Annotated in this window: 10 protein-coding genes; 2 read left to right on the forward strand and 8 right to left on the reverse strand. The window is 37.9% G+C overall.

The annotated features are described in order from the left end of the window. Positions 1 to 101 precede the first annotated feature (101 nt). The 3 genes from CHA01nite_RS09995 to CHA01nite_RS10005 all read right to left on the reverse strand — a co-directional run bounded on the left by CHA01nite_RS09995 (position 102) and on the right by CHA01nite_RS10005 (position 3697). Positions 102 to 1082, reverse strand: coding sequence for a pyruvate dehydrogenase complex E1 component subunit beta (locus CHA01nite_RS09995; RefSeq protein ID WP_146941171.1), 981 nt, complete (start codon positions 1080 to 1082; stop codon positions 102 to 104). Between the two features lie 115 nt (positions 1083 to 1197). After that, positions 1198 to 1614, reverse strand: a complete 417-nt coding sequence (locus CHA01nite_RS10000) for a DUF2147 domain-containing protein (RefSeq protein ID WP_146941172.1) — start codon at positions 1612 to 1614, stop codon at positions 1198 to 1200. Positions 1615 to 1765: 151 nt separating this feature from the next. Beyond that, complete coding sequence (locus CHA01nite_RS10005; protein ID WP_146941173.1) at positions 1766 to 3697, reverse strand: LTA synthase family protein; 1932 nt, start codon at positions 3695 to 3697, stop codon at positions 1766 to 1768. A 236-nt stretch (positions 3698 to 3933) separates the two neighbouring features. Here CHA01nite_RS10005 and CHA01nite_RS10010 point away from each other — a divergent pair, with 236 nt between their 5' ends. Both CHA01nite_RS10010 and CHA01nite_RS10015 read left to right on the forward strand, forming a co-directional pair. Continuing rightward, positions 3934 to 4647, forward strand: coding sequence for a CDP-alcohol phosphatidyltransferase family protein (locus CHA01nite_RS10010; RefSeq protein ID WP_146941174.1), 714 nt, complete (start codon positions 3934 to 3936; stop codon positions 4645 to 4647). A 109-nt stretch (positions 4648 to 4756) separates the two neighbouring features. Beyond that, a complete protein-coding gene (locus tag CHA01nite_RS10015) occupies positions 4757 to 5521 on the forward strand; it encodes a 3'-5' exonuclease (protein ID WP_146941175.1) in 765 nt (254 codons plus the stop codon). Between the two features lie 220 nt (positions 5522 to 5741). On the opposite strand, the gene CHA01nite_RS10020 is transcribed toward CHA01nite_RS10015, so the two are convergent. From CHA01nite_RS10020 to CHA01nite_RS10040, 5 genes are all read right to left on the reverse strand, one after another. Beyond that, positions 5742 to 6248 (reverse strand): hypothetical protein, encoded by a 507-nt coding sequence (locus CHA01nite_RS10020; RefSeq protein ID WP_146941176.1) that lies wholly within the window; start codon positions 6246 to 6248, stop codon positions 5742 to 5744. Continuing rightward, positions 6238 to 6801, reverse strand: coding sequence for a hypothetical protein (locus CHA01nite_RS10025; protein WP_146941177.1), 564 nt, complete (start codon positions 6799 to 6801; stop codon positions 6238 to 6240). The genes CHA01nite_RS10020 and CHA01nite_RS10025 overlap by 11 nt, the downstream gene beginning before the upstream one ends. Positions 6802 to 6888: 87 nt before the next feature. Further along, positions 6889 to 7344: a hypothetical protein gene (locus CHA01nite_RS10030; RefSeq protein WP_146941178.1), complete on the reverse strand. Its 456-nt coding sequence runs from the start codon at positions 7342 to 7344 to the stop codon at positions 6889 to 6891. A gap of 11 nt (positions 7345 to 7355) precedes the next feature. After that, positions 7356 to 8126 carry a hypothetical protein gene (locus tag CHA01nite_RS10035; protein ID WP_146941179.1) on the reverse strand — a complete coding sequence of 257 codons (771 nt, stop codon included), beginning with the start codon at positions 8124 to 8126 and terminating at the stop codon, positions 7356 to 7358. Continuing rightward, the coding region (locus tag CHA01nite_RS10040; RefSeq protein ID WP_146941180.1) for an RHS repeat-associated core domain-containing protein at positions 8126 to 13628 on the reverse strand (5503 nt) is incomplete at its 5' end. The genes CHA01nite_RS10040 and CHA01nite_RS10035, both read right to left, overlap by 1 nt.

Below are 13628 nucleotides of genomic sequence, written 5' to 3' on the forward strand. Positions count from 1 at the left end.
CGCGCAAATTTAGGTGAAAATTATAACCCCATGAACTTTTCTTCATGAATATAATAAATGAAAAAACTTCCTTTCGGAAGTTTTTCTCTATAATTGTTTCGTTACTTAACGTACATTGCTTTTTTGATCTCTTCTTTTACTTTTTCAAGCTTCGGGAACCAGTCTGCAAACAGGGCGGCAGAATAAGGGGCCGGAGCATCCGGTGTCGTAATTCTTTTGATCGGGGCATCCAGATAATCGAATGCTTTCTGCTGTACCATATACGTAATCTCAGAAGCTACGGAACCGAAAGGCCATGCTTCTTCAAGGATAACCAGTCTGTTGGTCTTTTTAACGGATGTTAAAACCGTATCGTAATCCAGAGGACGAACCGTTCTAAGATCGATTACTTCTACCGAAATCCCTTCTTTCTCCATATCTTCCGCAGCCTGGATCGCCAGCTTCATGATTTTTCCGAAAGAAACCAGGGTAACATCGGTCCCTTCCTTCTTGATATCCGCTTTTCCGATCGGCAGGTAATATTCTTCTTCAGGAATTTCCATTTTATCGCCGTACATCTGCTCGGACTCCATGAAAATTACAGGATCGTTATCCTGAATGGCTGTTTTTAATAATCCTTTCGCATCGTAAGGGTTTGAAGGTACCACCACTTTAAGTCCGGGAATATTGGCAAACCAGTTTTCAAAAGCCTGCGAGTGGGTAGCCCCCAACTGTCCTGCCGAAGCAGTAGGACCACGGAATACGATCGGGCAGTTCCACTGGCCGCCGCTCATCTGGCGGATCTTCGCCGCATTATTGATAATCTGATCGATCCCTACCAATGAGAAATTGAAAGTCATATACTCTACAATCGGCCTGTTGCCATTCATCGCAGCACCTACTGCGATCCCTGTAAAACCAAGCTCGGCGATCGGGGTATCGATTACTCTTTCAGGACCAAATTCATCAAGCATCCCTTTTGAAGCCTTGTATGCACCATTGTATTCTGCAACTTCCTCCCCCATTAAAAAGATGGATTCGTCTTTACGCATTTCCTCGCTCATTGCCTGTGCAATTACCTCACGAAAAGTATATTCTGCCATATTTATTTGAAAAATTTAGAGTACAAAAGTAATGTTTTTTTATTATTTACATAACAAAAACGACATTTCATTTGATGAAATGCCGTGTATTCATTGTAATTAATCCTGATCAGGTTTAATTAACTTTCTGCCAGGTCTGTGTTCTTCCGAAAGCAGAGATTCCCAAATATCCTCTTACATTCAGCTTATCACCGTCCCTTTTGATGGTGCATTTGTAAGTCTTACCGGTTTTAGGATCTGTAATGGTTCCGTCCGTGAATTCATTTCCGTCCTTTCTCAGCCCTCTGATGATCTCCAGGCCGAGAATCGGCTTGTTTTTACGGTCGTCCTTACATTCCGTGCAGTTCGGATTTGCAGGCTTGATCAGCAGCTGATAGACTTTTCCGTAATACTGGTCTCCTTTTTTATAGATTTCCACAATGGACTTTGCCTGCTTTGTTTCGTCATCTATCGTTTTCCATTTTCCTTCGATCTGTGCGAACGTCATGACACCAAATAATGACAGGGCGAAGGTTAACAATAATTTTTTCATATTCTTTATCTTTTAATTTTAGTACCGTTATTTCTTGTTGTATCTATTGCTAAAAATATAAATTAATTTTAAAACGGCAAAAAAATTTATTATACCAAGCATATATTACAAAGGATATTCCAAAAAAAACGAGATATCCTTGTTTTTTTATTTAATGCAGCCTGCGGTTGATTACCCGGTCCATATAATCCTGGTACCAGGCTTTGGCCGTTTTTTCACCTCTGGCAACCTCTGCATTTCCTTTCAGCTGCGACATGAGGTTTTTCTCAAGTCCGAGATCATTTTTATCGAAGATACCTACAATTTCTTTCCCGTCGAAACGGTAGATGTAATTTCCGATGATGAACTGTTCCACGGTTCCGTCTGAATTGGCAATGATCGGCTGGTACTGTTTTTCGCTGACCAGGCTTCTTCCCCAGCTTCTGATTTTCTTATTATATCCGATCAGGTCTGCCAGCGTAGGATAAATATCGATCTGCTGGGCCGGTTCCTGATTCACTCCCTTTAAGTGGTAATCGGGATTCGGCGAGTACAGAATCAGCGGAACGGCAAAGCGGTTCATTGCTTTTTCATATTCAGGATAATACATTTCGTTGGTATGGTCTCCCGTAAAGACAAAGATCGTATTGTGGTACCAGGGCTGTTTCTTTGCCGTTTCAAAGTACTTTTTAACCGCATAATCCATATATTCGATCGGTTCGTGCATCACGATTTTCCCTTTTTTGAATTTTCCTTTGTATTTTTCAGGGATCTTGAACGGATGGTGCGAAGAAGCCGTGAATACGGTAGACATAAACGGTTGTTTCTTCCCTGCATTTTTAGCAAAGTACTGCAGAAACGGTTCGTCCCAGATCGCCCAGATTCCGTCGAAATCCCGGTCGTTATTGTATTCCGTTTTACCGAAATAATGTTTAAACCCTAAAATATTCCCGAATCCAAGGAAGCCCATCGAACCGTTCGGGGCACCGTGGTAAAAAGAGGTATCGTACCCCATATCGTTGCAGACCGAAACGATAGACTGGATTTTCTGGTTGGAATACGGTGAGCTGGTGAAGGCATCCGTCAGGCTGGGAATTCCCGCCAGGACGGAACTCATGCCGTGGATCGACTGCCGCCCGTTGGCAAAAGTGTTCGGAAAGATCAGGCTTTCATTGGCCAGACTGTCGATAAAAGGCGTGTAGGAAACGTAATCTTTAATATTTTTATCTTTATTAAATGCCCCGGAATATTCCCTGCCGAAAGACTCTATGATAAAAATGACGATATTGGGCCGATCCGTTACCTTCCGTTCATATAATTTATACGGATGTATGTTTTCATCAATAAATTTCTGGTCGACAAAATGAACTTCCTTGAAATTATTGGTATTTAAAGTTCTTAAAAAAGAAAATGTACTGTTGAGAACCACATTTCCCTGGGCAGGCAGCTTTACGAACCGGTTCGCATCCACCAGATTGATCGGCCGCGTACTGTGCTTGAAATCCCCGCGGATTCCGCCGACGGCCAGAATAGCAGTAAGACAAAGCATCAGAATAGACCAGATAAAGTAAGGAACGGGTTTTACAGGTTTACGCTCCGTTACTTTCAGTCTTTTATAAAGAAATACCCATAAGGCCATCAACGCCACGAACCAAATCAGGATAAAAGGATTCTGAATAATGGAAGCCGTAAAAACCCTGAACATATTGTCTTCATGCTTCGCGACCTGTATTGCCGCTGAAGTAAGACGCATCTGGGAAAATTTGAAATAGACGAAATCCCCGAAATTCATGGCGTAAGCGATCCCGTTGGTCATAAAATACAGCCAGAAAAGGAATTTCTGGTAACCTCCCCTGGTATTGATGACAATGGGAATAAGGCTCAGCAGGATAAACAGCGCGTTGACATACAGAATAGCCGTCGTATCGAAAGCAATCCCATGGTACGCCAGGCTGAAATATTCTGAAACGGAATCTATTTTAATCAATCCCCTGTTGAAAAACCAGAACAGGAACCTCGCGATCTGGTAGAAAAAATAAGCCAGAAAAAGCCGGTACAAAAGCACAAGAACCTCCTGCTTTCTAAATTCTTTAAACAATTTCATGGCACAAATTTACAAATTAATGTAACAGTTTATTAATGTAACAGTTTAGCAATGTAAGAATGAAGCAATATAATAATCGATAACCACCATATAAAATTTAACAATGAAAACCAAGCCAACGCAAGACTGTACTGATGAAGCGTTAATACTTGGAGTAATTTGATAATTAGTATTAAATTGTTATACTGTTAAATTGCTACATTGTTTAACTGATTTATTGTTTTAATTTTGTATCTATGAATTTTATAAAGAACAATCTGGCCAATGCCATTACACTGGGGAATCTGCTTTCCGGCTGTATCGGGGCCATTCATCTGATCCTGGATGATTACCACGTCACCGCAATCTGCCTGATCCTTTCTCTTGTCCTTGATTTTTTTGACGGTTTTATCGCGAGAGCCCTGAAAGCCAATTCCAATCTGGGGACCCAGCTGGATTCGCTGGCGGATATGGTGAGCTTCGGGTTGCTTCCGGGACTGGTGATGTTTAAGATTCTGGAACCTTTCGGAAATAATCTTTCAGGATTTTCTTTACCTTTTGAAATTAAATATTTCGGACTGCTGATTACCCTGTTTTCCTGTCTACGGCTGGCCATTTTCAATCTGGATGAAGACCAGAAGTATTATTTCAAAGGACTGAATACGCCCAGCAATACGATCTTGATTTTCGGTTTGTATTATGCTTTTCGACATGAGGAAATTTTTGTCTCCTTGTTAAATAACAGTTTACTAATGATTGCCTTAACCGTATTTTCGTCATGGCTTCTGATTTCGCCGATAAAGATGATCGCCATGAAGTTCAAATCGATGAAGCTGGAGGATAATTATCCAAAGATTGCTTTATTGGTTGGGTCTATCCTTATTTTGATCTTCTTTAAAACAGTTGGAATTCCTTTAGTCATCATATATTACATCTTCGTTTCGCTCGTCTTTCAAAAACAATTGAAGTAAGATAAAATAATGGAAGTTTCCGTTCTCAAATCTCTTTATTCTTAAATTATAAATTAAAACATAGGCGGGAAAGCAGGACGCAACCGCCATTAGCTAAAAGCAATTTAAAATGAACTTAAAATTACATAAACCGCTTTGCGTATTCGATTTAGAAACTACAGGAACCAATATCGGAAAAGACCGGATCGTTGAGATCTGTATCCTGAAAGTAAATCCTGATGCTTCCCGGGAAAGCAGGACCTGGAGGGTAAATCCGGAAATGCCGATCCCGAAGGAATGCAGCGAGATCCACGGAATTTATGATGAAGACATCAAAGATGCGCCTACTTTTAAAGAAATTGCTTCCAAAGTAATGGAAATGATTTCCGGCGCAGACCTGGGCGGCTTCAACTCCAACCGTTTTGATGTTCCTTTACTGGCTGAAGAGCTGCTGCGGGTAGGAATGGATTTCGACCTCAGTAAATTCAAGCTGGTGGATGCCCAGACGATTTTCCATAAGAAAGAACCCAGAAACCTGAGCGCCGCGTACCAGTTTTACTGTGGAAAGACGCTGGAAAATGCCCATTCTGCGGAAGCCGATGTACTGGCTACTTTTGAGGTGCTGGATGCACAGATCGGAAAATACGAAGACCTTCCGAAAGAGATCTCCCAGCTGAGCGAATATAGCTTCCATAATAAGAATGCCGATCTGGCAGGATTTATCGGGTATTCCGACAAAGGTGAGGAGATCTTCAATTTCGGAAAATATAAGGGACAGGGCGTAAAAGCGGTCTTCAAAAAAGATCTTGGGTATTACGGATGGCTTCAGAATGCCGATTTCCCGTTATATACCAAGAAAGTTTTCACAAAAATTCAGCTGTCCAGTAAATTTTAGACCATGAGCAAACTGGTAAAATTCAAATTCTACGAAACGGCGCTTCAGACAAACCGTGATAAACAGATCCTGGCGGAGAGTGGCACTATAAAAACTTTACTTCATTTACTATTATCTTTAAAACTTATATTACGGCGAAATTCGTCACTTTGAAAAAATAATTCTCCCAATAAAAAACTCCGCTAAAATATCTTAGCGGAGTTGATTTTTAAAATCAATTTTAGAAATTATAGCTTAGTGCCAAACCGGTTCCTGCATTTTCCAACTTAAAGTATGGTTGGAAAGCTATTTCTTTACCGTTTTCTGTATCGATGGCCTTGTTCAGATTTTTCTTTGAAGAAATAGCAAAAGGTATTGCTATGGCTACCAGACCTGCTCCAATACCAACCATGCTCCAGCCTTCATTTTTGGTTTTTTCTGTGTGGGCTACTCCATACTGGTCTACACTTACCAGTTTTTCTCCACCGTCTAATACTTTTACCAGACCATATCCCATACAGCCGCCACCTAAAGCCCCGAAAATCTGAGACACGGTATTGTTTGTTCTGTACTTCTTATAATACATCAAAGCCTGTTCATTTTGAAACACTTCTTTATACTGAGAAGCTTTATAGGGTTGTCCATCTTTTATAAGTTTATTTCTGGATAAGCTTACTTGTGAAAATGCTGCCTGAGATATTGCAAGTAGACAAAATAATACTGCCTTTGCTATATTTTTATTTTCCATATTTTTTATTTTTTACCGTTATAAAACCATTCTTAGGATATTTTATTCTTTCATAGTTACTGTTATCAAACCTATTACTATCGAAAAACACTAATTCATATTTTTCGGGATCTGATTCTTCACAATTTAGAATATACTCTACAATATACCTTTCTTTTGGTGCAAGCTTAAATTCATATTGTCTCTTGTCTCTAGTTTTTGAAGAGTCTATACTAATAACTTCTTTTTTATTACTTTTTGTAATATGGTAAGCAACAACTCGATCTGTAATAATGTTAGGTACAAACGGCTTAATAACAACACCAGACTCATCATTTTGATGTGCAATTTTTTTAGAAAAAATTAGATGAGGGGTAGCAAAATGTAAAGTATCATTTCTAAAATTAGAAATTGATATTTGCAAAATATTCTTTTGAAATTCTAAACTAGTCATAATCCCTTTTGTTTTAATCATATTTTTAGATATCTTAAAATCAATTTTACATTCTTTATTTTCTATTTTACTTTCACACGAGATGAATAATAAAGCAATTAATATAAAAAAAAATTTCATAATCTTTGAATTTAATATTGGGATATAGAAACAAGTTTTCTATTAACCACTAGCAGTAAAAAACTTTTTCATAGATAATTTAAACCATTAGCTTTGTGTAACACTCTTATATTCATCAATAATTTTCCAATGGCTCTTAATTTTCTCAAGTTTATATAATATGGTTGATTCATAGAAATTAACTTTATTATTATAGTAATGTGATAGAATTATATAGACATATTTTTTATCATTGCTGTAAATAGGAAAAGATATTTTACTTTTACACATCTTTTTATTAATTTTTATTACATACAATTTACTTAAATCAATCTTTTCATTACAAAAAACATCATTTTTAAGATTTATATCCAATGCTTTTTCTTCTAATTCACTTAAATATAAATTTTTAAAGCAAAAAGGTTCATCTTGCAAACAAGTTATCTCAATCTTATTAGTTTCAATGAAATCATTTAGAATTTCATACTCTCTACTATTCTTTTTACAAGAGTTTATAACTAATAAAAAACATATAAGTATTGCTGTCTTTGTAGGTAACTTCATGATAATTCTTGTTAAAAGTTTATATTTATTTTTTTATCCGTACCTATTAAAAGTTTTTTAATAGCTTCATTAAAATCATGATACCAAATAGTATTGAAAACTCTATCTGGAATATATTGTATCCTCATGTTCTGCCATCCATTATTGCTGATAAAATTAGTACCGCTTTCTTCAATATAATAATGTCCAACATTATTAAGCTTACTTCTATATTCATAACCAGGTTCGTCAATTTTAAATGAAATTTTATTGAGGGCAGCACTTGCGAAGTCTGACCAATGTATTCTGACATGATTTAATTCGTGCTGAAGAACATAAGCCAATTGTTCTCTACTATTGAAAGCTTTATTAGCAAGGTATATTTTTGATTTTATTTTTCCTGAAATAAAGTCTTTTTTTGTATTTGTTACTCCTAATGCTTCTATCTTTTCATTCCCTTCATAATACTCTATTAATCCTGTTTTCGCATTCATAGTTCCTCCCGGAACAGCTCTATTATAAATATCATTAGAAGATAGTCCTTTCTGTTGCCCGAATTGAGATTTATAAAGATCTCTTGCATAGCTTCTATTACCGACAGGTGTTCCTTCAGATAAAATATTCTCATCTGATGCTTCCATATATGATGTTATGGATCGGCTTGTGATAAAATAATTAACCGTATAACTCACCGCAGCCATTGCTGCTCCTGCTAACCCTCCGGTATAAAAACCTTTAGCAAAATTTCTACCATTAACCAAGGCATCTACACTCCCGCCTATGGCGCCCTGTACACTTCCCATTACGACAGCACCTCGGAATCCAGAGCTGCAAAAGTAGCGGAAAAGCCTCCGGATATAGCACCTGTAACAGCACCTATTAGCAAACTTTTGCCAAAACCACTCCAGGTCCAGTTATTGGTTATCAGAGATTTTATGGTGTATATTCCGGCAGATACTATTGCTCCTATTGCCGCATAATAAAGTACAGGTGCTATATATGATAAGAAAAATCCAGCTTCCCATAATTCCCCACTCGGATCATTAAACATCAACGGGTTGTTCATTACATAGCCATACTTATTATAATTTTGGGTATTGGAAGGATTCTGTATGTTTTCATCAGCGTTCAGGAATCTTCTTAAAAGCGGATCGTACAGTCTTCCGTTCATGTGAATAAGTTCAACCTCATGCAGATGTTCGTGGGAAGTATATCCACGATCTGTTAATAAGGCTTTGTTTGCCAAAAACTCTTCCAACTCCAGTCCTTTTAATATTCCGTCTTCTTTCATTCGCAGGTGCGTAAAGATTCCCCAAGCATCAAAGTGTCCGCGTTCTTCGGCGCTTCCATCTTCATCGCTGATGGCGAGGATGCTTCCCAAATAATCTTTATGCTGGAACTTATAAGCTTTGCTATCGTTAAAATCTTTCACATAAATGATGCTGCTTTCATACGGAGAACCACCAATGTACAGGATATGTTTTTCTTTTCCACTCTTCTGATCAAGAATAATCTCGGCATCACCTGCCTCACTATAATACTTGACGTATCTTGCTTCTCCATCTTTCTCAAAGTTTCCTCCATAGTACATGATCTGTCTGCTTTCTGACAATCCGTATCCAAAGGTATAATTACCCCGGGTACCATCTATTCTTATCGGATCGTTATTTTCGTTATAAGATATTTTCTGTACGACTTTGCTTTGCCCGTTAAGGTCATAATTCTGTATTCCTTGAGGATTAAGCTTTATGCCGGTAACCCTGTACGGATTTCCGCCAATGCTGAATCCAATTTCTCCCAGCTGGTCATTGTATTTTATTCTTCCTGTTTCATCGTATTCGTTAAAAGACAATTGCCCTGTTTTAGGATTTGTCCATTTAACCAGCCTATTATTGTCATCATATTGAAAAACCTCATCAATCCCGAAATTCTGGTGGGTGCGATGATTCAGCTCGTTCTTTATGGCATTAAAACTGTAATCCAATGTCATTAAATCCACACCTGCTGAAATATGGGAAACATGGGATAAAAATCCAAAACTGTCATACTGATTGGTGATCTGCGTATTGCCGAGTGATGCATTCAGCACCTGTCCTTTAGCATTGGTTTCCTGCAATTGGTAGAGAATTTTTCCGCTATTGGCGTCGGTTAAGGTTTTCAGATCTCCATTCCAGCTGTTATAATTGTTCTGCACAGTTACCTCGGTTGTATTACCCGAAGACTGCAGTTCCTGATGAAACTGCGAAATTCTGCCTAATCCATCATACTGTATGCCATCTTTAAAGAATGTCTTCCCTTCAAACTGCTCTGCATGTGCAGTAAGTCTTCCGTCTGGAGAATAAGAGAAATTCTGCTCAAAATATTTGCCGTTGGCTTCACCATGTTTTTGGATGACCTGCCAGTAAGCATTATATTCAAAGTCATAATTTTTCTGGGTAGAAACTCCGTCGTTAGAAACTTCATTTATATGAACAGGAAGTCCATTGGATGCGTAGATATATTCTTTATATCCTTTGGGGCTTACCTCTTTTTTAATGTTTCCGAAACCTGTATATTCATAGCTGTACAAACCATTGGCAGGGTCATTAAAACTCTTTTTTCTTCCCCATTCATCATATTCAGTAACTATCGTATTGTTTCCGTATTTTGCTTTTATCTGCTGCCCTGCTGCATTGTATGAGAAAGTAACAGTTCCTCCTTTGTCGTTAGAGCTTATTATATTTCCTAAAGCATCAGTGGTTTTGCTGGTTGTTCTGTTATACCCGTTCAGCTCCTGTGCAATGGTGGTACTGCCGGAAATACCGGTTTGCACCTTTTTGCCGTTAAAAGCAGTTGCTGTTATCTTTGCAGGATATACCGTATCGTCATAGGCAATGGTATTCCATTGAGAGGCAGACTGCCCTTCAAAGTAAGGCTCGGATTCCTGTATTTTTCGTCCCAAAACATCATACTGGATTTCGGCAGATATATATTTCCCCTGTACAAATGCTTTTGTAGTCGTCCTGTAGTTCTGTCCCAATACATTGGTATACACTATTTTTACATCTCCGTCCGGCGAAAACTCTGATACTTTGGTGCCGGCATTACCGGAAAGCTTCTCGTAAGTATAAGTAACGGTTGCCCCCAAAGTATCACTGGAAGAAAGCAGTTTTCCCCAATTATCGTAGGTATTGGTAAGGATATTCCCAAAAGGATCTTTCTGGGTTAGGATCTGTCCCCAGTTGTTATACGTAAACAATGTTTGCAGCCCAAGATTATCTGTCTTTTTGGTGACAAAACGTCCTTTATCCTCGTACTGAGATTGCTCCGTAATGCTTTGGGCATCTGTAGAATTGGTACTTACTTTTTGGATAATGTTTCCAAAGTCGTCGTAGGAATAGGTATCCAGGATATACCCTGTATTGTTCTTATTCCATTTTTTAACTGTTTTCAGCAAATTGTCATTATAGCTGTATTCTTCTTTAGCAGATTGAGTATCTCCATAAGCGGTCACCTCTTCTGTTTTGGAAAGCGGTCGCCCGGTAAAATAATTGCTTCCCGCTCCCGACAGATTATGAATATATTCATAGATCGTCGTTTTTGTTGCATATCCATTATTGATATTGGACACCGTCTGTGATGGAAGATAATAATTGCCGTACGTAATGGAATTTACAGTCAGGGTATTGGTTATAAAATCCTTAGTTAATGCCGTCTTAGGAACAATAGCCGTTACTACCTTAGGCTTATCAGCATCGGCAACAGTAGTTACTACCTGCCCGTTTAGTAGCTTATCTGCCTGGTAAGTAGTCCCTTTAAATGAAAGCAATTGCGTGTTGTTTTCTGAAATATCAGCCGGAAAAATTTTGGACTCATCATTGGTTCTTATTGACCATTCTTTTACCGGAACACTCTCATTTTGTGGATCTGTTTCTACACCGGACCATATTTTCGTGTTTTCAAAACCGTCTGCATACCACGAAGAACGTGCAGTTTGTTTAAATCCTAACATTCCCCTTCCCTGTAAATGACCAGTCATACCCCTATATCGGAAATCCTGTTTTCTGGCAGCCTGCTGTAGCTGTATAACAGCATATGACTGGTCTGCACGCTGCATGGAAAAGAAAGGATAGTATTCTTTTTTTTCTTTTTTATAAAAATCAGAATTTATATCCGGATTTAGTTCTGCATAAGTAACAGAAGTTGTAAGTCCTGCCTGTGAAATAGATTTTATTCTTGCTAATTCCGGAACAGAGGTAGGAGCCTTAATTTTAAGCAAATTATCTTTTCTGAACAGAAATACGTTATAATAATTATTATTGGATCTAATTGTATTGGTAATGGGCTGATAGATGGCCAGATCATAGTAAGTTTGTATCAAAGTAAAAGTGCCCGGTGATGGAAAGGTATAGATATTTTCAAAATCGAAATTAATACTGCCATCACTTACATTAGTACCATTTGAAGTAATGGAATTAACCGTTACACCAATTGATCTATAGCTGCTCCCTGATAAATTTGAATATGAATAGACCTGTACAATATCTGATTTTCCATCAGAATTAAGATCTGATATCGAATAGAAAGATTTACTGTACTGTACCCAATAGCCATTATTGGTAGTAGCAACATTTTTATAGACTAAAAAATCGTTTTTACGAAAGTTATTAAAACCATTTCCTTTACCTATGTAAAATCTCCAATCATCTTTTCCTGTTTTTCCTTCGGTAAGCGGCAGGGTAAAATCCAGTTTTCCATCTCCGTTAAAATCTCCAAAAAGAACCGGAAAACCTGAACCTTTTGTTTCCGCTAAATTGCCCGTAAACTTTATTTTTTTCAGGTAATTGGTAGGGGACGTCTTTATAAATTCAAATACGGTAAAAGATGTATCAGAGATATTGATTATATCGACTTTTCCGTCTCCGTCCACGTCCATATATTTCTGATCGGTATACGAATTTTCACTGAAGCTTCCGTCTCCCGAATAGGTAAAGACAGGATTGTTTGCGTTTTTAAGATCTATTATAAATCTATCCTGAAAGCCTCCGCTGGTGAACGTAAGAAAAAGATCAGATATTCCATCCCCATTGACATCACCTTCACTAAAATTAATATTGGCTGTACATGATGTGCATGATGGAGTAACCGTTTTTTCGAAGACTTTTACAAAAGCATTACTTCTGAAAATATAGCCTTCAACTTTGTCATACATGTATTGTACAATACCATTTCCATTATAGATCTGTCCTTCTTCGTCCAACAATGAAGATACGACAACTGCATTATTATTAAAAGAAATATTGCTTGTAAAAGTAGAAAAATTATCGTTAAAAGCACCTAGCTTTACAGTACCATCAGACATTACGAAATCTATGTAAGAATCTCCATTAAAATCTCCGGTTAGTTTAACATTATCTAATGTAGAGGAGCCAAAGTTTGCTCCGGCGATACTTGTGCCTGCTCTATCAGGATATGAAAAGATAACGGGATTTGCGGCTTCATTATTGGCATTATATTCTGTAATTTTATTTAGAAACTGGTAATTGGTTCCATTCTTTGCATACTCAAGCGAGTATTTTCTAAATTGCGATCCATTCGTATTTACGAGGATACTTGACAAAATTTCATCCTGAACAAATCCTAATCCCTGAAGGTAAGCCTGTTCTTTTAAATCCCTATCTGTATAATTAAACTCGATATTATTAAAATGTGGCTTATTAAGGGCTTCGTTTCCTCCCCAGGCAATCGATGATATCCTAACCACAGTTATATCACTTCGAAATCCTCCATGATTTGAAGAAGATTCATAATTGTACGAAATATAATTTCCCTGTGCATCTTTCCATTTTACAATGTTATATTCTGAAGGTGTTGTAGCAATGGGACTGGATCTCATCCCTCCCATATATGCGCCATACCATGCCTGCGAGCCATCTTCAAAAGTTACTTCAAATTGTGCAGGTCCGGCAAGCTGCCCATTTGCCGGGAAAGCTCCTAAAGATTTTACTTTTACAGCAGAAAATTTCTCCGTTACATAGGTTGCTCCATCCTGTCCATAAGCAGCAGGACTATCCGGAGCGAGGATAAGCCTCTGCCCGTTAAAACTATAAGTATCTGAATAATCCAATTGAATTCCCTTTATTTCACCATCTCTTTCAATACTTTTTCCTGTTCTGGTAATAGCCGTGAGGCCTGAAATTGTCCATCCGTATCCTGCAATACCATTATTAGAATTACTCAGATAAATCAGACTAATGTTAGGTGAAACATTTTTTACCGCAGGAGGGAGCTCTATAGGCAGAGTATAATGTAATTGTCCTCCTGCA

Source organism: Chryseobacterium hagamense, assembly GCF_007991455.1.
GTDB classification, from domain to species: Bacteria; Bacteroidota; Bacteroidia; order Flavobacteriales; family Weeksellaceae; genus Chryseobacterium; species Chryseobacterium hagamense.